Origin of the sequence: Paraburkholderia kirstenboschensis (assembly GCF_904848585.1) — a bacterium.
Taxonomy (GTDB): Bacteria; Pseudomonadota; Gammaproteobacteria; order Burkholderiales; family Burkholderiaceae; genus Paraburkholderia; species Paraburkholderia kirstenboschensis.
This window is the reverse complement of record NZ_CAJHCR010000001.1, coordinates 348,466-368,796: the sequence shown is the minus strand read 5'-3', so window position 1 is coordinate 368,796 and position 20,331 is coordinate 348,466. Positions and strand designations below refer to the sequence as shown.

General features: G+C 63.8%; 16 protein-coding genes. 11 read left to right on the top strand and 5 right to left on the bottom strand.

Annotated elements, in window-relative coordinates:
* Positions 1-352: 352 nt before the first annotated feature.
* Both JMY24_RS01735 and JMY24_RS01730 read right to left on the bottom strand, forming a co-directional pair.
* A complete protein-coding gene (locus JMY24_RS01735; RefSeq protein ID WP_201701331.1) occupies positions 353-1,906 on the bottom strand; it encodes a gamma-glutamyl-gamma-aminobutyrate hydrolase family protein in 1,554 nt (517 codons plus the stop codon).
* Positions 1,907-2,034: 128 nt separating this feature from the next.
* Complete coding sequence (locus JMY24_RS01730; RefSeq protein ID WP_128595654.1) at positions 2,035-3,792, bottom strand: cation:proton antiporter; 1,758 nt, start codon at positions 3,790-3,792, stop codon at positions 2,035-2,037.
* Between the two features lie 167 nt (positions 3,793-3,959).
* Between JMY24_RS01730 and JMY24_RS01725 the strand changes: the two genes are divergently transcribed.
* The 10 genes from JMY24_RS01725 (at position 3,960) to guaD (ending at position 17,133) form a co-directional block, all read left to right on the top strand.
* Positions 3,960-4,646 carry a DUF2848 domain-containing protein gene (locus tag JMY24_RS01725; protein WP_128595655.1) on the top strand — a complete coding sequence of 229 codons (687 nt, stop codon included), beginning with the start codon at positions 3,960-3,962 and terminating at the stop codon, positions 4,644-4,646.
* Between the two features lie 22 nt (positions 4,647-4,668).
* Complete coding sequence (locus tag JMY24_RS01720) at positions 4,669-6,018, top strand: MFS transporter (RefSeq protein ID WP_128595656.1); 1,350 nt, start codon at positions 4,669-4,671, stop codon at positions 6,016-6,018.
* Between the two features lie 105 nt (positions 6,019-6,123).
* Positions 6,124-6,804 (top strand): GntR family transcriptional regulator, encoded by a 681-nt coding sequence (locus JMY24_RS01715; protein WP_128595657.1) that lies wholly within the window; start codon positions 6,124-6,126, stop codon positions 6,802-6,804.
* A gap of 48 nt (positions 6,805-6,852) precedes the next feature.
* On the top strand, positions 6,853-8,232 hold the full coding sequence (locus JMY24_RS01710; protein WP_201701330.1) for an amidase: 1,380 nt from the start codon (positions 6,853-6,855) through the stop codon (positions 8,230-8,232).
* A 124-nt stretch (positions 8,233-8,356) separates the two neighbouring features.
* Positions 8,357-8,866, top strand: coding sequence for a disulfide bond formation protein B (locus JMY24_RS01705; protein WP_128586537.1), 510 nt, complete (start codon positions 8,357-8,359; stop codon positions 8,864-8,866).
* A 542-nt stretch (positions 8,867-9,408) separates the two neighbouring features.
* The gene (xdhA, locus tag JMY24_RS01700) at positions 9,409-10,953 is read left to right on the top strand and encodes a xanthine dehydrogenase small subunit (protein WP_128595658.1); all 1,545 of its coding nucleotides are present in this window, start codon (positions 9,409-9,411) and stop codon (positions 10,951-10,953) included.
* Positions 10,953-13,403, top strand: coding sequence for a xanthine dehydrogenase molybdopterin binding subunit (gene xdhB / locus JMY24_RS01695; RefSeq protein WP_128595659.1), 2,451 nt, complete (start codon positions 10,953-10,955; stop codon positions 13,401-13,403). Before xdhA ends, xdhB begins: the two co-directional genes overlap by 1 nt.
* Before the next feature lie 152 nt (positions 13,404-13,555).
* Positions 13,556-14,572 (top strand): xanthine dehydrogenase accessory protein XdhC, encoded by a 1,017-nt coding sequence (xdhC, locus tag JMY24_RS01690; protein ID WP_201701329.1) that lies wholly within the window; start codon positions 13,556-13,558, stop codon positions 14,570-14,572.
* A 68-nt stretch (positions 14,573-14,640) separates the two neighbouring features.
* Positions 14,641-15,687, top strand: a complete 1,047-nt coding sequence (locus JMY24_RS01685) for an adenosine deaminase (RefSeq protein ID WP_128586534.1) — start codon at positions 14,641-14,643, stop codon at positions 15,685-15,687.
* Between the two features lie 81 nt (positions 15,688-15,768).
* On the top strand, positions 15,769-17,133 hold the full coding sequence (gene guaD / locus JMY24_RS01680; protein WP_128595660.1) for a guanine deaminase: 1,365 nt from the start codon (positions 15,769-15,771) through the stop codon (positions 17,131-17,133).
* 120 nt (positions 17,134-17,253) lie between these two features.
* On the opposite strand, the gene JMY24_RS01675 is transcribed toward guaD, so the two are convergent.
* Positions 17,254-18,507: an NAD(P)/FAD-dependent oxidoreductase gene (locus JMY24_RS01675; protein ID WP_128595680.1), complete on the bottom strand. Its 1,254-nt coding sequence runs from the start codon at positions 18,505-18,507 to the stop codon at positions 17,254-17,256.
* Positions 18,508-18,627: 120 nt separating this feature from the next.
* Here JMY24_RS01675 and JMY24_RS01670 point away from each other — a divergent pair, with 120 nt between their 5' ends.
* Positions 18,628-19,356 carry a class I SAM-dependent methyltransferase gene (locus JMY24_RS01670; RefSeq protein ID WP_201701328.1) on the top strand — a complete coding sequence of 243 codons (729 nt, stop codon included), beginning with the start codon at positions 18,628-18,630 and terminating at the stop codon, positions 19,354-19,356.
* Positions 19,357-19,372: 16 nt separating this feature from the next.
* On the opposite strand, the gene JMY24_RS01665 is transcribed toward JMY24_RS01670, so the two are convergent.
* Positions 19,373-19,816 (bottom strand): excinuclease ABC subunit A, encoded by a 444-nt coding sequence (locus JMY24_RS01665; protein ID WP_128590735.1) that lies wholly within the window; start codon positions 19,814-19,816, stop codon positions 19,373-19,375.
* A gap of 58 nt (positions 19,817-19,874) precedes the next feature.
* The gene (locus tag JMY24_RS01660; RefSeq protein WP_027804797.1) at positions 19,875-20,297 is read right to left on the bottom strand and encodes a hypothetical protein; all 423 of its coding nucleotides are present in this window, start codon (positions 20,295-20,297) and stop codon (positions 19,875-19,877) included.
* Between the last annotated feature and the right edge of the window lie 34 nt (positions 20,298-20,331).

Below are 20,331 nucleotides of genomic sequence, written 5' to 3'. Positions count from 1 at the left end.
CGTGCATGCTCCATGCGAATCCAGAAAACAGCCTTGGATTATCGCGCGGATTAGCGCTTAAGCGAAGCATTGAAGCGTCGCAAAAACGGACTTTAAATCGAGATAAAACTACGTTGTGCGAAATACACGACGTAGCCGCCTATCGCGAAATAAAACATATCTGGATAAGGCCGGAAACGCAGTAAGTCACATGGTGTCAATCGAAAAGACAATACCAGGACACCACGCGCAAGGAACAACGTCGCGCGCACAAAAAACAAGGCGCCACTTTCACAGTGGCGCCTCTAACGAATCGCTTTTTCTGGCCAGGCCGCGCCGTCAACGCGCAAGCCCGAACTGCCGCCACCCCATGCTAAAAGCGCGTTTCGCGCGCCACTCGCAGGAATGTATCGAGCAGCGGCGTGCAATCGAGCAACTCCGGACCGCCCGCGCGGTGGAACTCGGGATGCCATTGCACGCCCATCACGAAAGGCGCGCGCCGGTAGCGCACGGCTTCGATGATGCCGTCCGACGCCGACACCGCCTCGATATTCAGATCGCGGCCGAGCGTCTTGACCGCCTGATGGTGAATGGAGTTGACGATCGCATCGCGCCGGGCGGGGAACATGTTGGCGAGCGTAGAGCCGTCCGGGAAATGGATGGCGTGCCGGTGCTGATCGTAATCTTCGTTGACGTGCGCGCCGGCGGTCGGCACGTCGGTGGCGATATCCTGATACAAGGTGCCGCCGAACGCCACGTTGATCAGCTGGCAACCGCGGCACACGCCGAGCACCGGCTTACCGGACTCGATGAATTCATGCAGCAGCTCGAGCTCGTACATGTCGCGCACGCGGTCGCCGGGCCATTCGGGCCTCGTCGCCGCCTCCGCATACGATTGCGGCGAAACGTCCGCGCCGCCTTGCAGCAACAGGCCGTCGAGATGCTTCGCATAGTCGCGCAAACGGATGTTACTGGGATGCAGCATGCCCTGATGTCCGACCGTCGGAATCATGAAGACGAGCACGTCGCGCGACATCACCCAGTGCGCAATCGACTCCTCGAGATATTGCAGCGTCTTGCCGCGCAGCCCTTTCGCGCCCGGCTCCGGGTGGAAGATTCGCGCCGATACGCCGATGCGCAGCGTACGCTGCGTGATCCGCTGACCGGCACGATCGAATAGTTGGCGCGCGCGCGCCGCGACGATCCGGCCAAACACGGACCACGCCGAGTCCGTCTGCTTCAGATAGCGCGGTGGCGACGGCGGCAACGCATTCGGCGGCGGCGGGTTGGTCGCGGTGAAATCGGGCGCGGCGCCGAAGCCCGGCGGCGGCGAACCCGCAGGACGAGCGGTCGAGGCAGCGGCGTCTTCTGCGGCGAGAGCGTCGTCGGCAGAAGTGATGAGTTCGCCTTGAATCGGTTCACTCGTAAGCGGCGTTGCGCTATGGGTCTGTGAGGAGGACGCAGACGGTGCAGACGGGACTTCGCGCCCGCGAACCGAGCGCGCGTCGCGCTCATGGACCGCGGCCACCTGCTTCGCGGTGGAAGCCGCGGCGGAACTGCGCGCCTCGGCCGCGTCGCGTTGCTGGGTCGTGCGCTTGACGACTGGCGTAATGGTGGACGCGCTTTCGGGGTCGTCAGTCGACGACCTCGCAGCCGCCTCCGACGAAGCGGCCGGCGCCGAGACCGATGCCGTAACCGGCACGGACGACCCGGACGGAAGAGACGCTCCCGTCGCCGTTGATGCCCCGGACGACGGCGCCGCCGTCGACGTGACCGGATCCTTCACGGGCGACTGAATGGCATCTTCATGCGAGAGGGGTATCGATGCGCTCGGTTCGGCCGGGGCTTGGCCGGAAATTTCCGGCGATGCCGCAGGCGGCGTTGGACTGCCGGGTTGACCGGCGTTTTCGGGTTTGTTTTCGCTCATGACTGTTGGACAGGCGCCTTTCACGCGAACGAATGAATATGCCCTGATTATCCGCCAGCGTGCCTGACCCGGCAAACGCGCACACAATTGCTCACATTGTCGGGCCGCCCCGCGCAGTTCCGTCTAACTTAGGGATCCGGCTGTTCGTCAAAAGTTTCGCGCAGCGCAATCTGCATTGCCGCGTGGATCTTCACGCACCAGCGCCATACGAGCGCGAGCAGCAGCGCCGCGCAGATGAGGACCGCGGCGAGCAGGCCGGTCGGCGGCAGGATACCGCCCGATAGCGCCGCGACGAGCAGGAACACGCCGACCATGCAGACCACCGGCACGAGATCGGAGATCGCATAACGCAGCGCACTCGTGAAGCGCCCCGCCGTCGCCGGCTGCACGCTCACCTCGGCGAGCAGCAACGCGAGCGACTTGGTCTTGCGATAAACCGCCACCAGAAACGGCATCGACACGAGCAACGCTACGCTCCACAGCACCACGCGCTGCATCGGCTCGGAACTGACCCAGCGCATCAGCACCGTACTGATGTAAGGCGCGCCGTAGGACACGATCAGAAAGATCGCGGCGACCAACGCAAGATTCACCGCGATCTGCAGGACGATTCGCCGCGTCATGCTGAAAAGCGTGGGCTCGCCGCTGCCTGTGCTGAGGCTGCTCAGCCACTGGCTATACATGCCGAACACATTGACGAGCGTGCGCGGCATCGCGTCGGCGAAACGCCGCGTGAGCGGATCGGCGGCGCGGATCAGATAAGGGGTGAAGAGGGTCGTCAAAGCCGATACGGCCACCGCAATCGGATAAAGAAACGCGCTCGTCACCTTCAGCGTCAAACCGAGCGACGCGATGATGAACGAGAACTCGCCGATCTGCGAAACCGTCATACCGACGCGCATCGCCGTGCGGCCGTCCTTGCCTGCGAGAAAGGTGCCGAGTCCGCACGAGACGATCTTGCCGACGATTACCGCGACCGTGATTACCGCGATCGGCCATGCATAGTCGACGAGCACCGCGGGATTCAGCATCAAGCCGATGGTGACGAAAAAGATCGCCGAAAACGCGTCGCGCAGCGGTGCGATCAAATGCTCGATTCGATGCAGATGACGCGATTCGGCCATGATCGCGCCGATCAGGAACGCGCCGAGCGCAATGCTGTAGTCGAGCTTGACCACCAGCAGACAGAAGCCGAAACAGAATCCGAGCACGGCGACGAGCAACATCTCGTCGCTGCGCGCACGCGCCACGTAGTTCAGCGCGCGCGGCACGACCAGAATGCCGACCACCAGCGACACCGTCATGAACAGCAACAGCTTGCCCAGCGTGACAACCGCAACGCCCGCGCTCAACTGCCCTGTCTGCGCGATGCCGGAAAGCAGCACGAGCATCGCGATGGCGAGAATGTCTTCGACGATCAGAATGCCGAATACGAGTTGCGCGAAACTCTCGCGCTTCAGGCCAAGCTCGGACAACGCCTTGACGATGATAGTCGTCGACGAAATGGCGAGTATCGCGCCGAGGAATAACGAATCCATCGGGCTCCAGCCGAACGCGCTGCCGATCTCATAGCCTAGCCACAACATCAACACGATCTCGGAAAGCGCCGCGACGATCGCCGTCGCGCCGACCTTGAAAAGCTTTCGCAAACTGAATTCGAGACCGAGCGAAAACATCAGGAACACAACGCCCAGTTCGCCCAACGTCTTGATGGTCTGCTCGTCGTGGATCAGCTGAAACGGCGGCGTGTACGGCCCAATGATCACGCCCGCCGCAATATAGCCGAGTACCACCGGCTGCTTCAGGCGATGGAACAGCACGGTAACGACGCCGGCGAGCGCCATCACGACCGCCAGATCCTGAATGAAGCCGATGCCTTCGTGCATGCGCCCTTCCCTTACAAAAAGTAATGTCCCAAGAGGCGCAGTGTAACAAACCGCCCCGTCGCTGCGGCTGGGCGCGGGTCCCGCCTCTCGCAGGAATGTTTTTGACACGCTGGACGCCTGTGAAATATCACAATAATATTTGCTGCATATTTTCTCGGAGTCCACTGATGCAGCAGGTGTCTTTTCAGGTTGTAGACCGTTCCGGCGCCGCGCGCGCCATTTCAATCGATGTGAACCGCCTCACGATCGCCGGCTGGGCCGGCCGCGATCAGGCCGCGATCGAACACCACATTGCCGAACTTGCCGAACTCGGAGTGAAGCGCCCGTCCACTACGCCGTGCTTTTACCGTCTCGGCTCCGAACTGTTGACGCAAGCCGAACAGATCGACGTGGTCGGCACGAAGTCGAGCGGCGAAGCGGAATGCGTGCTAGTGCAATCCAATGCGGGGCTGCTCGTCACCGTGGGCTCCGATCACACCGACCGCGAAGTCGAGGCCTACGGCGTGACCGTCTCCAAGCAGGTGTGCCCGAAACCGGTCGCGCGCGCCGCGTGGCGATTCGAGGACGTCGCCGACCATTGGGATCAGCTCGAACTGCGCGCCTATGCGGTGACGAACGGCGAGCGGCGCGTGTATCAACAAGGCAGCGTCGCCTCGCTGCTACCCGCCGCCGACCTGCTCGCGCGCGCACCGCTCGCAGAAGGCGCGGCCATGTTCTGCGGCACGCTCCCGGTTCAAGGCGGCATTGCCGGCATGGACGACGGCGACGCGCTCGAACTCGAATTGCACGACCCTATCCTGAACCGCACGCTGCGCCACGCGTATCGCGTGCGCGCTTTACCTATTGTCGAATGAGCTACTGTCGAATGAGGCATTCATGAGCACCCAATCGCCATCCGCCGCCGGCGCGTCCTCGGACGCCTGGCTCGAAGCCGCCGCCATCCGCAAAATCACGTGGCGCATCATGCCGTTCCTGTTCCTCGTCTACGTGCTGTCGTATCTGGATCGCGTCAACATCGGTTATGCGAAGCTGCAGTTCACCGGCGACCTCGGCCTTTCCAACGCGGCGTACGGACTCGGCGCGGGGATCTTCTTCTTCGGCTATTTCGTGTTCGAGGTGCCGAGCAATCTGCTACTGAAGAAGTTCGGCGCGCGCGCCACCATCGCCCGCATCACGATGCTGTGGGGCCTGCTGTCGTGTCTGATGATGTTCGTGCGCAGCGAAACCATGTTCTATGTGCTGCGCTTTTTCCTCGGCGTCGCTGAAGCGGGACTGGTGCCGGGCGTCGTGCTGTATCTGACTTTCTGGTTCCCTTCCGACCGCCGCGCGCGCATGGTCGCCGTGTTCATGGCTGCGATTCCGGTAGCAGGCATCATCGGCGCGCCGTTATCGGGTTTCCTGATGTCGGCGCTGCACGAAGCGCACGGTTTGCGCGGCTGGCAGTGGATGTTCCTGATCGAAGGCATTCCGTCGATTCTCGCCGGGTTCTGGGCGCTCGCCGTGTTGCGCAACACGCCCGCCGAGGCCCCGTGGCTCAGCGACGACGAAAAACGCGTGATCCTCGCCCGCATCTCACGCGAGAATGCTGCGGCTGCGGCAGAAGGCGCCGAACATAGCCTCTCGGTCGCGTTGCGTTCGGGCCGCTTCTGGCTGCTCACGCTGATCTACTTCTGCCTCGTCACCGGCAATGCGGGTTTCTCGTTCTGGCTGCCGCAGATCGTCAAGGACCTCGGCGTGACGAATCTCGTGACCAATGGCTTCGTCACCGCGATTCCGTATCTGGCTGCCGGTATCGGCATGATTCTGATCGGCCGTTCGTCGGATGTGACCGGCGAGCGCCGCTGGCACTACGCCGTGTGCTGTTTCATCGGCGCGGCGGGCCTGCTCGGCAGCGCGTCGGTTACGAACTCGATTCCGCTTGCCGTCACCGGTTTGTCGATTGCGTATATCGGCATTCTCGCGGGCTTCGGCATCTTCTGGTCGATGTCGACGAGCTTCCTGCAAGGCACCGCTGCGGTCGCCGGCATTGCAGTGATCAATTCGATCGCCAACCTCGCCGGGTATGTCAGCCCGTATGTGCTTGGTATCGTCAAAGACGCGACGCATAGCGTGACGTTCGGGCTCGTGCTGATAGCGGGCGCGCTGATCGTGGGCGGGTTGGTCACGCTGATGATGCCGCGCGTCAAGGTCCAGCACGCCGCGACAGCGGTGGCGGGGAGTGCGTGAGGTATCAATAGTTGAGGTGGCCTGTCTGGCCTAAGCCTCGCCCGCGAAAACCTCGCTCGACCTTGCTCTACAATGCGCGGACGACATCGTCCGCTCCTTCTTCACATGACGCTTTTGCAGACCGCCCGCCCTCCACGGCCCACCCGAGCGACCGCCAACGCGAGTCTCGCCGAGCAGGCTTATGCGTTCGTCAAGCGCGAGATCATCACGATGCGTTTGCGGCCGAGCGAGGTGCTCAACGAAGCGGAGCTGATGGCGCTGACCGGCATCGGCAGGACGCCGGTGCATCAGGCGCTGCACCGGCTCGTGCACGAAGGGATGCTGACCATCATGCCGCGCAAGGGCATCATGGTGCGCCCGGTTTCGCTCGACGACGTGCTCGCGATCATCGACGTGCGCCTCGTCAACGAAAGCTACTGCGTCGAACTCGCCGCGCGTCACGCGCAGCAGCACGACTACGACGCGATGCAGGCGCTGCTGGAGCGCTCGGCCGTGTGCGTCGCCGCGCATGACATAGAAGGCATGATGGACATTGACCGCGAGTTCCATCTGGCCATTTCGGCCGCCTCGCGCAATGCGGTGCTCGCCGACATCCTGCGCGGACTGCATGAGCGCTCATTGCGCTTCTGGTTCATTTCACTCTCCGAGCCGCATCATCTCGAAGACGTGCACGAAGAACACCTCGAACTGTTCCGCCTGCTGCGCGAGCGCGACGCCGAAGGCGCGAAACGCTCGGTGCAGAAACATATCGAGGCATTCCGCGCGACGCTTTTCAACCGCATCTAAACCGTTACGTAAGCGGCTTCACGCAGACCAACCGGATCGAACGACATCATGGCCACTGAATTCACGCCCTTCCCGCCGCTTGCCCAACTCGCCGCCGACCTCGCCGCGGGGCGCACCACGAGCCGCGCGCTCGTCGAAACAGCGCTCGAACGGATCGCCGATCCTGCCGGCCAGGGCGCGGTCGCCTTCATGCACGTCGACGCAGACGGCGCACGCCAGGCCGCCGACGCGCACGACCGTTTGCGCGCCGCCGGCACGGTACTCTCGCCGCTCGCCGGCATTCCGGTCTCGGTGAAGGATCTGTTCGACATCGAAGGCCAGCCGACCCGCGCCGGTTCGACCGTGCTTGCCGACGCGCCCGCCGCCAGGGAAGACGCCGTCGCCGTCGCGCGCCTGAAGCGGGCGGGCGCGGTGATCGTCGGACGCACCAATATGAGCGAATTCGCGTTTTCCGGGCTCGGACTCAATCCGCACTACGGGAACCCGCTGTCGCCCTACCGGCGCGATGTAAAGGGCGACGAGCGGATCTCGGGTGGCTCGTCGTCGGGCGCTGCGGCTTCCGTCGCGGACGGCATGGCCGCCATCGCGCTCGGCACCGACACCGGCGGCTCGATTCGCATTCCTTCCGCGCTGTGCGGCCTGACCGGCTTCAAGCCGACCGCCGCGCGCATCCCGAAGCAAGGCGGCGTGCCGCTTTCGTCGACGCTCGATTCGTTCGGCCCCATCGGCGTCTCGGTGGCGTGCTGCGCGCTGGTGGACCGCATGCTCGCCGGGCTCGAACCGCGCGTGCCGGCCGCGCGCCCGCTCGAAGGCGTGCGCCTCGGCGTACTGACCAACTACGTTACCGACGGCGTCGAGCCCGAGGTCGCGGCGGCCGTCGACACCGCGCTCAAGCACCTCGAAGCGGCCGGAGCGATTGTCAGCGAAGTGCGCTTCGCACCGCTCGACCGTCTGCCGGACATCAACCGCTTCGGCTTTTCGCCGATCGAAGCGTATGCGTGGCATCGTCCTTTGCTGGAGAAACACCGCGAGCAATACGATCCGCGCGTGCTGGTGCGCATTCTCAAAGGCCAGCCGGCCAGCGCGGCCGACTATCTGGACCTGCTCGCCGAGCGCGACGCGATGCTCGCCGAAGCCGCCCGCACGCTGTGGCAGCGCTTCGACGTGGTAGTCGCGCCGACCGTGCCGATGCTGCCGCCGCGCGTCGCCGAACTCGTTTCCGACGATGACGTCTTCGGCCGCACCAACGCGCTGATGCTGCGCAACCCGGGCGTGTTCAACTTCCTCGACGCCTGCTCGCTGTCGCTGCCCTGCCATATGCGGGGAGACGCACCGGTCGGCCTGATGCTGGCAGGCGCGCCGCACGCCGACGATGCGCTTCTAGCAATCGGCCGGGGCGCCGAAGCCGTGCTCAACTCAATTCGCTGAGCGGCGTCACGGTTTGCGTGCGGGTGCGGCGTCGTGGGGGCGGGGGTTCGCGCTAAAATCGCGGGCACTCGCCCTTTCCGCTTATTGACGGCTACACAACAGCCACACAACCGCCACACGATCCATGAACAACGACAATGCGATGCTGCGCCGCGAGCGCTCCCTGCTGGTCCTGCTTGGCCTGATCTGCGTCGGCCTCGTGGCCGGCGCGCTGTACCTGCAGTACTTCAAGCACGAGGACCCGTGCCCGCTGTGCATCATCCAGCGCTATTTCTTCCTGTTGATCGCGATCTTCGCTTTCCTCGGCGCGCGGTTTCACAGCTGGCGCGGCGTGCGTCTGCTCGAAGCGATGGCGGCGTTGTCGGCACTGGCGGGCATCGTGACCGCGGTCCGGCACGTGTATGTGCAGGCGAATCCGGGCTTTAGCTGCGGCTTCGACGCGCTGCAGCCGATCGTCGACAGTTTGCCGCCCGCGCATTGGCTGCCGGGCGTGTTCAAGGTGGCCGGGCTATGCGAAACCGCCTATCCGCCGATTCTGGGACTGACGCTGCCGATGTGGGCGCTGGCCGGCTTCGTGCTGGCTTTTGTTCCGCTGGCGATTAGCCTCGTGCGCAATCGTAGACGTATTGCTTGAGGGATTTGCCGGTTCGAGACGGCGCTTGCATCTGCCCCGCGCTTAACGGCGCGGCTCGAAGGCGAAGACCGCCGCAGTGAGAGCGCCTGTGTGAATCGCGGCTGCATCTGCGCTGTGTCGGGTTTTGCCTTTCTCCTTTTTTTGCCGATCCGGTTGCTGCCTGCATTGCGCGCCCCGGTTTCCGGCGCTTCTGAACCGTAGGCACGGCGCTCCGCCTGGTTCGCATTCCGCCCCTTCCCGCTGCTCCCCACTGTCCCCCGCTGCTGCTGCCCGCGTAGTTCCGGCCTGCTCCCGCCTGTGTCTCGGCGGTGCGTCTCGCGCTCCTCCTCGCACGACGCAACTTCCCCGCGCGAAGCGAATCCGACTCAAATCGGACTTATCTCATTGCATGTCCCGAATAAGCTTCATGCGACATCGGAAATATTTTTGGGGCGCCGTAATGCTATCTTCGGATATGGATGGCGATCTACGTGCGCGAGGCCGGCTTTGGCGCGACCCCATGCGTAACGCGCGCCCGGTCCGCACTGTCTTCTGGATTCGCCATGACAACGCAAACCATCCGCTTTTATCGCCAGGGGTCCGTCCACGAGATCTCTGGCGTCCCCGCATCGCGCACCGTGCTCCAGCATCTGCGCGAAGATCTGCATTGCACCGGCACCAAGGAAGGCTGCGCTGAAGGCGACTGTGGTGCCTGCACGGTGGTGATCGGCGAACTCGACGCGCAAGGCGCGCTTGCGCTGAAAGCGGTCAACGCCTGCATCCAGTTCCTGCCCACGCTCGACGGCAAAGCCCTGTTCACGGTCGAAGACCTGCGCGCCGCGGACGGCACGCTGCATCCCGTGCAACAGGCGATGGTCGACTGTCACGGCTCGCAGTGCGGTTTCTGCACGCCGGGCTTCGTGATGTCGATGTGGGCGCTCTACGAAAACCAGCCGGCCGCTGCCGGCCTGCCGACGCGCGACGAAATCAACACCGCGCTCTCCGGCAACCTGTGCCGCTGCACCGGCTACCGGCCGATCGTGGACGCATCGCAGAAAATGTTCGACTACGCGCAATATCCGCGCGTGACGCTCGACCGCAAGGCTGTCGAGGAGGCGCTGCGCGAACTGCAACGCAGCGACACCTTCGAGTACCGTGCGCCCGACACGCGCGGCGCCGCCTTCGGTGCGCCAGCGTTTTACGCGCCGCTCGCGCTCGACGCATTTGCGCGGCTTCGCGCCGAACATCCGCAAGCCCGGATCGTGGCCGGCAGCACTGACGTCGGCCTGTGGGTCACCAAGCAGTTCCGCGATCTCGGCGACGTTCTGTACATCGGCAACGTGCGCGAATTGAAGACGATCGAGCGCGATGCGCAGACGCTCACCATCGGCGCGGCCGTCACGCTCGAAGACGCGTATGCGGCTCTCGCTGCCGACTATCCCGAACTCGCCGAGCTTTGGACGCGCTTCGCGTCGCTGCCGATCCGCAATGCCGGAACGCTCGGCGGCAATGTTGCAAACGGCTCGCCGATCGGCGATTCGATGCCCGCGCTGCTCGCGCTCGACGCCGAAGTCGTGCTACGTCACGGCACCAGAACGCGCACGCTGCCCCTCGACGGGTTTTATCTCGGCTATCAGAAAACCGCGCTCGCGGCGGGTGAATTCGTCGCCGCGCTGCGCGTGCCGCGGCCGGCGGGCAACCTGCGCTTTCGCACCTACAAAGTGTCCAAGCGCTACGATCAGGACATCTCCGCAGTCTGTGCAGCCTTCGCTTTGCATATCGGCGAAGGCGGCACGATCGTCGAGGCTCGCGTCGCATTCGGCGGCATGGCCGCAACGCCGAAGCGGGCCACGCAAACCGAAGCCGCACTGACCGGCTCGGCGTGGAACGAAAGCACCGCGCGGCAGGCCATGGACGCACTCGCCGCCGACTACCAGCCGCTCACCGACATGCGCGCATCGAGCGACTATCGGCTGAAAGTGGCAAGCAACCTGCTGTGGCGCTTCCATCTGGAAACGCGCGACGACGCGCCGCTCGCGCTCTTCGACGTGAATGCATTCGCGTTCGAAGCCGGCGCGGCGGACGCGATCGTGAAGGAGCCGTCGTGATGAACCGCACCGATGCTTTTGTCGAACGCGCAGCAAGGCAGGCGGAAAGCCCGTCTGAAAACCACGCCGCCCCGCAGCAACCCGAAGCCGCGATCGGTGTCGCGCTGCCGCATGAATCGGCCGCGCTGCACGTGAGCGGCGAGGCGACGTACACCGACGACATCGCCGAACTGCAAGGCACGCTGCACGCGGCGCTTGGCTTGTCGCGGCATGCGCACGCGCGCATCGTGTCGATGGATCTCGAAGCGGTGAAAAAAGCGCCCGGCGTCATTGCGGTGCTGACCGCCGAAGACATCCCCGGTGAGAACAATTGCGGCCCGGTGCTGCACGACGACCCGATTCTCGCCGTAAACGAAGTGCCGTACCTCGGTCAGCCCGTGTTCGCCGTGATAGCGGAGAGCCACGAGCTCGCGCGCCGCGCCGCGGCGCTCGCGAAAAGCGACGACGTGATCCGCTATGAGCCGCTCGACGCGATTCTCACGCCGGCGGACGCGAAGGCCGCCAAACAGTTCGTGCTGCCGCCGCTTCATCTGAAACGCGGCGATCCGGACGCGAAGATCGCCGCCGCGCCGAACAGAATTCGCGGCACGTTCGAAGTTGGCGGCCAGGAGCAGTTCTATCTCGAAGGCCAGGTCGCGTATGCGGTGCCGAAAGAGATGGACGGCATGCTCGTCTACAGCTCGACGCAGCATCCGAGCGAAATGCAGCAGGTCGTCGCGCATATGCTCGACTGGCCCGCGCATAACGTGGTTTGCGAGTGCCGCCGGATGGGCGGCGGCTTCGGCGGCAAGGAATCGCAATCGGCGCTCTTTGCCTGCGTGGCGTCGCTCGCGGCGAAGCTGCTGCGTCGCCCGGTCAAACTGCGGGCCGATCGCGACGACGACTTCATGATCACCGGCAAGCGGCACGACGCGATCTACGAATACGAAGCGGGCTTCGACGACAATGGCCGCATTCTCGGCGCGCGCGTGGAAATTGCGTTGCGCGCCGGCTATTCCGCTGACCTCTCCGGCGCCGTCGCGACGCGCGCAGTGTGTCATTTCGATAACGCGTACTACCTGTCCGACGTCGACATCGTCGCGCTGTGCTGCAAAACCAACACGCAGTCGAACACCGCGTTCCGCGGCTTTGGCGGCCCGCAAGGCGCCCTCGTGATGGAAGTGATGCTCGACAGCATTGCGCGTCAACTGAACCACGATCCGCTAGACGTACGCCTCGCCAACTACTACGGCATAGGCGAACGCGATACGACTCCGTATGGACAGCGCGTCGAAGACAACATCATCGCGCCGTTGACCGACGATCTGCTCGACTCGAGCGACTATCGCGCGCGCCGCGCAGCGATCGCCGAGTTCAATGCGAAGAGCCCGGTACTCAAGCGCGGCCTCGCGTTTTCGCCGGTCAAGTTCGGCATCTCGTTCAACGTGCCGTTTCTGAATCAGGCCGGCGCACTGGTGCATGTTTATAAGGACGGCTCGGTGCTCGTCAATCACGGCGGCACCGAGATGGGTCAGGGGCTCAACACGAAGGTCGCGCAAGTCGTCGCGAACGAGTTCGGCTTGCCGCTCTCGCGCGTGCGAGTGAGCGCAACCGATACGTCGAAGATCGCCAACACGTCGGCGACCGCGGCTTCCACCGGCAGCGATCTGAACGGCAAGGCTGCGGAAGCCGCCGCGCGAACCATTCGCGCGAGGCTCGCCGAACTCGTGGCGAAACAACTCGGCGGCAATGCGGACGACGTGAGCTTCGCGAACGGCGAGGTCATGGTGAACGGCGGTGCGATGCCCTTCGATCAAGTGGTCGGCGCCGCCTATCTCGCGCGCGTGCAGTTGTGGTCGGACGGTTTCTACGCGACGCCGAAAGTGCATTGGGACGCGAAGACGCTGACCGGTCATCCGTTTTATTACTTCGCGTATGGCGCGGCCGTGTCCGAAGTGGTGATCGACACGCTGACCGGCGAATGGAAACTGCTGCGCGCCGATGTACTGCACGACGCCGGTCAGTCGATCAATCCCGCGATCGATCTGGGTCAGGTCGAAGGCGGCTTTATTCAGGGCATGGGCTGGCTCACGACCGAAGAGTTATGGTGGAACCGCGATGGCCGTCTGATGACGCATGCACCGTCCACGTACAAGATTCCGGCTGTGAACGATACGCCCGCCGCGTTCCACGTGCGGCTTTATCAGAACCCGAACGCGGAGCCGACAGTGTTCCGCTCGAAGGCTGTCGGCGAGCCGCCGTTGCTGTTGCCGTTCTCCGTGTTCCTCGCGATTCGCGACGCGATTGCAGCCGCGGTGCCGTCCGCACAGCATGCGCCGATGTTGCGCGCGCCCGCGACGCCCGAAGCGATCCTCGATGCACTGGATGCGCTGCACGCACAAAGCGCGAGCGAGCGGGCATCCGCGCAAGGCACGAGCAAAGAAGCGACAACCAGCGACACGAATGCCTGACATGCGCGAAACAGACAACCGAGGCGCACATCCGGGCGAAGCGCAGCGAACGCAAGTGACTCACAGCCACGCCCGGCGCGACACGATCGCCTCGCGCCAAGCTCAACCGGCCGCATGGAAACCCCGAGCGGCACTGTACGGAGATTCGTCGGATGCAAGCATGGCTACCTGACCTGCAACAACTGCTCGCGCACGGCGACGCCGCCGTGCTGGTGACGGTCGCGCGCGTCGAAGGTTCGGCGCCCCGCGAGGCCGGCACCAAGATGATCGTCACGCGCGATTCGGCGAAACACACGATCGGCGGCGGACACCTCGAATGGAAAGCGATCGAGACCGCGCGCCAGGTGTTGCGCGACGGCATGCGCTCGCCGCATATGCGCCGGCTCGAGCGTTTCGCGCTCGGGCCCAGTCTCGGGCAATGCTGCGGCGGCGCGGTGATACTCGCGTTCGAACGGCTCGACATCGGCGATCTCGGCTGGATCACGTCGCTTGCGAAGCGCGTGGCGGCGGGTCAATCGACGGTGCGTAGCGTATCATTCGGCCCCGCACCGGATGCAGTGATGCTGTCCGACCCCGAGCCGGGCGTCGATGCCGCCGACTGCCTGCTGTGGGACGGCGCCGGTTTCGACGACAGCGGCGCGCTGCTCACCGAGACCATTGCGCCAGGCGACTTCCCAGTCGTGCTGTTCGGCGCGGGGCACGTGGGCGCCGCTCTGGTTCGCGTGCTCGCCACGCTACCTTGCACGGTACGCTGGGTCGACGAACGCGACGCGCAGTTTCCGCCCGTTGAATCGCTGCACGCGCACAACGTGAAGATCGACGCGAACGACGCGCCTGACGAAGCCGTCGACACGGCCGCGCCAAACACGTACTTCATCGTCATGACGCACAACCATACGCGCGACCTGGAACTGGCCGAGCGCATTCTGCGGCGCGGCGATTTTGCGTTCTTCGGCATGATCGGCTCGCACAGCAAGCGCAAGCAGTTCGAACACCGGCTCGCCGCGCGCGGCATCGATCCTTCGCGGATTGCGCGGATGAAGTGCCCGCTCGGCGTGGATGGCATCGTCGACAAGTCGCCGGAGATCATTGCGATTTCCGCGGCGGCGCAACTGCTGCAAGCTGTCGAAGCGAACGCGGGCCTGCATCGCGCGGCGCAGACGGTTTGACGAACGGCGAATCGACATTACGCTCACGCATCCGGCGCACAACGACACCAATGAACTCCTGACCGACCATGAATACAACAACCGCTACGTCCCTCATCGAAAAGGCCATGCTCGCACCGAAGGCCGAGCTGCATATTCACATCGAAGGCTCGCTCGAACCTGAACTGATTTTCGCGCTTGCCGAGCGCAACGGCGTGAAGCTCGCCTACGACTCGATCGAAGCACTGCGCGAAGCCTATGCATTCACCGATCTGCAATCGTTTCTCGACATCTATTACGCTGGCGCGAGCGTGCTGCTGCACGAGCAGGATTTCTACGACATGACGATGGCGTATGTCGAGCGCTGCCTCGCCGACAACGTGATTCATAGCGAGATCTTCTTCGATCCGCAGACGCACACCGAGCGCGGCGTGCCCATCGCGACGGTGGTGGCCGGCATCGAGCGCGCCCTCGCCGACGCGGAAAAGCGCGGCATGTCGAGCAAGCTGATTTTGTGTTTCCTGCGTCACCTGTCGGAAGAGGACGCGCTTGCAACGTTCGAAGAAGCGCGGCCCCTGTTCGAGCAGTACAAGCATCGCCTGATCGGCGTGGGGCTCGATTCGTCGGAGCGCGGCCATCCGCCGTCGAAGTTCGAACGTGTCTTCGCGAAAGCGCGTGCGCTCGGCCTGAAGCTCGTCGCGCATGCGGGCGAGGAAGGACCGCCGTCGTATATCTATGAAGCGCTCGATCTGCTCAAGGTGGACCGCGTCGATCACGGTGTGCGAAGCATCGAAGACCCGGCGCTCGTCGCGCGTCTTGCCGACACGCGCGTGGCGTTGACGGTGTGTCCGCTGTCGAACCTCAAGCTCTGCGTATTCGACGACATGACAAAACACACGCTGAAGGACCTGCTCGATCACGGCGTCGCCGTCACGGTGAATTCCGACGATCCGGCGTATTTCGGCGGCTATGTGAACACCAACTATGCGGCGACCATCGACGCATTGAAGCTCGACGATGCCGAGGTCTACACGATCATCCGCAACGGTTTGGAAGCGTCGTTCGTTACGCCGCAAGAACGCGCGGAATTGATCGCGAAGCTCGACGCGCATTGGAATCAAAGCGGCCCGCATTAAAGGGCCGACGTATTGCAGCGCGGGCATCGCAACACCGCCTTCCACGCTGCACAGCTTTTCACATTCGGAGACGGTTTTCTCATGACTCACCCGGCTACAACGGCTAACCCGGCCCAATCGGCATTCCGCGCGCAATTGCTGACATTCAACGGCGATCCGTCGCGCTCGCCCGATGCGGCGATCTTCAATGAGGACGGCCTGCTGATCGTCGAAGACGGCCATGTCGTCGCGGCGGGCGCGTACGCGGCGCTCGCGTCGCAACTCGCGCCGGGTACGCCGGTTCAGGACATGCGCGACAAGCTGATCGTGCCGGGCTTCATCGACACGCACATTCATTATCCGCAGACGGACATGATCGCGTCGCCTGCGCCTGGCCTGTTGCCGTGGCTCGACACGTACACGTTTCCGACCGAGCGCCGTTTCACCGATCAGGCTTATGCACGCGATACGGCAAGCTTCTTCCTCGAAGAACTGCTGTCTTGCGGCACGACCACCGCGCTTGTGTACTGCACGGTGCACAAGGAGTCGGCCGACGCGCTCTTTGCCGAAAGCGAAGCGCGCAATCTGCGCATGGTGGCAGGCAAGGTGCTGATGGACCGCAACTGTCCGGAGTTCCTGCGCGACACCGCGCAATCCGGTTATGACGACAGCGCGGAGCTGATCGGCCGCTGGCACAATCGCGGCCGTCAAATTTACGCGCTCACGCCGCGTTTCGCGCCGACCTCGACCGAAGCGCAACTGGAAGCTTGCGGCGTGCTGGCGGGAAAGCATGCGGATGTGTTCATCCAGAGCCACGTCGCCGAAAACACCGACGAAGTGAAATGGGTCAGCAGTCTCTTCCCCGGTCACCGCAGCTATCTGGATATCTACGACCACTACGGTCTGCTACGCCGCCGGGCGGTATATGGGCATTGCATTCATCTCGACGCGCAAGACCGGCGACGCATGGCTGAAACCGGCGCGGTCGCGTCGCATTGTCCGACCTCGAACCTGTTCCTCGGCAGCGGTCTGTTCGACTTCGACAAGGCCGATGAAGCCCGCATGCCGATTGCGCTCGCCACCGACGTCGGCGGCGGCACGTCGTTCTCGATGCTGCAAACAATGAATGAAGCGCACAAGGTCGCGCGTTTGACGGGCCATCATCTGACGGCTACGCGCATGTTCTATCTCGCGACAGCGGGCGCGGCCGAAGCGCTCGATCTCGCAGACAAGGTGGGCACGCTAAGGCCGAAATCGGAAGCGGACTTCGTCGTGCTCGATCCACGAGCAACGCCGCTGCTCGCGCGCCGCACCGCGCGCACGGAATCGCTCGAAGAGTTGCTGTTCGCCTTCGCGCTGCTCGGCGACGATCGCGCCGTGTATGAAACGTATGCGGCCGGCAAGCGCGTGCATCGCCGCGACGACGTGCGGCAGCACGCGCCGCGCGTCGCCCGGATCGCGGCCTGATCGCTGCTGGAACGTGGCCTGATGTATGTCGCTGCTTCTGAATGAAAACGGCGCTTCCTTGCATGACAAGGAAGCGCCGTTTCAGTTTCCGCATGCAGTGCATGCCCCGCGTGCGAGGACTCAGCGCTGCGTGCAGACCTCATGCAAAGCATTGAGCCTGCGCACAGGATCGGCGACATACGGGTTCGATTCGTCCCACGCGTAGCCCGCCAGCACCGCGCTGATCATGCGGCGGATAGACGGTGTCTGGTCGGGATAGAAAATGATGTCCTGCAATTCGCCCGTGTACCAGCGCTCGACAAACGCGCGGAATGTATCGATGCCCTTGCGCAAGGGGATGTCGTAATTCGCGGACCAGTCGACCTGCTCGCCGTCCAGTTGACGGTTCAAGGTCTGCACCGCCAGATGCGCCGAGCGTAGTGCGATCGTCACGCCCGACGAGAACACCGGGTCGAGAAACTCGCCGGCGTTGCCGAGCAGCGCATAACCCGGTCCGTGCAGACGCTCGACGTTCGCCGAATAGCCGCCAATATGCCGCACAGGCAACAGGAACGGCGCGTCGCCGATCAGCCGGTTAAACGTCGGCTCCTTCTGGATCAGCGCGCGCAATTTCGGCTCGCGCTCCGTTGCGGGTACGTCGAGGAAACTCGACTCGGCGACGCAACCCACCGACGACCGTCCGCCCGCAAGCGGAATCATCCAGAACCACACGTCGCGGCGCTCGGGATGCGTTGCCACGCAAATCTTGTTGCGGTCGTGGACGCCCGGCGGCAGGCCGTCATACACATGCGAAAAGAGCGCGGCGCGCGTGGGCATGCGCGTGGGCGCCTCCAGGTTCAGCAGGCGCGGCAGCACCCGGCCAAAGCCGCTTGCATCGAATATGAAACGCGCTTCGACCTGATACGCATGACCAGCCTCGTCGATCACCTCGACGCGCGGCGCAGCGCCCGTGCCCTCGCCCGTATGCACGGCCTGCACCGTATGCCCGAAGCGCACGTCCGCGCCCTGCTCCGCTGCGCAGCGAATCAGAATCTCGTCGAACACCGCGCGTTCGACCTGATACGTCGTGCCCCATCCCGCCGTGTGCTTGTCGCGGAAGTCGAACGACGACGACTGGCCGCGATACACGAACTGCGCACCGTTCTTGTACTGGAACCCGGCCTCGACCACCGCTTGCAGCATGCCGGCTTCTTCCAGATAAGCCATGCTTTGCGGCAACAGGCTTTCGCCAATCGAAAAACGCGGAAAGTGCTGGCGCTCCAACACGAGCACCGAGCGGCCCGCTTTGCGCAGCAACGCGGCCGCGACTGCACCGGCCGGACCGGCGCCGATGATCGCGACGTCGACGGCAGTGTGCTGCGCCGTGTGCTTCATGTCATGTGTACTCAAGTTCGCCTCAATCGTTTGCTTGCCCGATGCAGCATTACGCTGCATCCTTACGTCCTGTTACATTGCATCTCTAACAGCAATAAATATTTCACCGGGGAGTCCAGCGTGTCGCCGTCTCAACCCTCCAGCGTGCCTTTCGTGCCGGAAACGGCATTTGGAATCTGGTTCCTGCGTACTCACACATGGGAACACCATGTGTTGCGCGTCGCGATCAACGACCTCAAGCGCCTGATCGATACGCCGTTGCCCGCAGCGCCCGTCATCGTCGACGTAGGCTGCGGACAAGGCATTTCGTTTCGCCTGCTTGCCGATGCGTTCGAGCCGCGCCGCATCGTCGGCATCGACTATCACGAACCGTCGCTTGCGCTCGCCGCCAATGCGGCCAACGCCTGCCGCGACAAGGTCGCCGACATCGAGTTGCTGCACGGCGACTGTGCGGCGCTGCCGCTGCCCGATGCGAGCGCAGACATCGTGTTCTGTCATCAGACTTTCCATCATCTCGTCGAGCAGGACCGCGCGCTCGCCGAGTTCCGCCGCGTGTTGAAGCCTGGCGGCGTGCTGCTGTTCGCCGAATCCACCGACGCGTACATCAGGTCGTGGGTGATCCGGCTGCTGTTTCGCCATCCAATGCACGTGCAAAAAAGCGCGGACGGCTATCTCGACATGATTCGTCGCGGCGGCTTCAGCTTTACCGAACGCAACGTATCCCTGCCGTATCTCTGGTGGAGCCGCGCGAAAGACTTCGGTCTGCTCGAACGGCTCGGCCTTTACCGTCCGCAACCAGGCAAGCGCCGTGAGACGCTCGTCAATGTCGCGGCGGTGAAGACCGCCTGAGTCGGCTCAGGTTGCGTTACTTGCGCAGCGTGACCACATCGCCCTTCAACGCGACGCCCGCAATCACGGCACCCGCGCCGCAGGTGAACTCGGTCGCGCTTTCGCGCACTTCGTTCTTGTAGTTGCTCTTGATGTTGATCACCGCGTTGCCGCCTTCCTTGCGCGCGCGATCCTGCAACTCGATCACCGCCGACAGGAACACATGCTGGCATGCCGCCTCGTCGCTCTTGCCGAACGCGTTGGTCTTCTTGTTCGTCGCAAACTCGCCGATCGTTTTCGCGACGGCCGGATGCCGCTGACCCGCGAAATACAGCGGGATGTCGTCGCCGACCTTGCCCGGCTCGCTATGCAACGCTTCGTTGATCGGATAGGTACCCACCGAGTCCCGCGCAAAAGCCGGTGCGGCGCTCAGCATCGAAAATGAAGCGGCGAGTGTGACAAATATCAGATGACGTTTCATTGATACTCCTTCGTGGTTGTTGTGAGTTTTACGATTCCCGCATCCACTGCCCTACAGTTCAGTTCGCCTCGAGCACAGCGAGCCGGCCACTGATCGCGATCGCGGCGGCGCTCGGGCTCACGCCGCAAGTGAACTCGCTGGACGAATTGCTCTCACTGCTGTGAAAGCGCGTCGTCACATCGATCACCGCATTCGCATTGCGCTCGCGCGCCGCGGCGCGAAGCTTGCCGATCGCTTCGGCGAGCGCCTCGCGGCATGCGTCGTCGGGACCCGCGACCTTGCGCGCGATGCGCACCGAGTACGAGACGTCGCCCAGCCCGCGCTTCACGGCCGGATGGCTCTGCTCGCCGAAATACACGGGCACGCCGCCGCGCGATTCACCGCCTGCGGCCGCGAGCGGCAGCGACTTCACCTGCGTCGCACAACCCGTCAGTGTCGCCGCTGCAATCGTCAATGCGCCCAGCACCAATGTTCTTTTCATTTTTATCACCCTCGTTTTTAAAATCGCGGCCGTT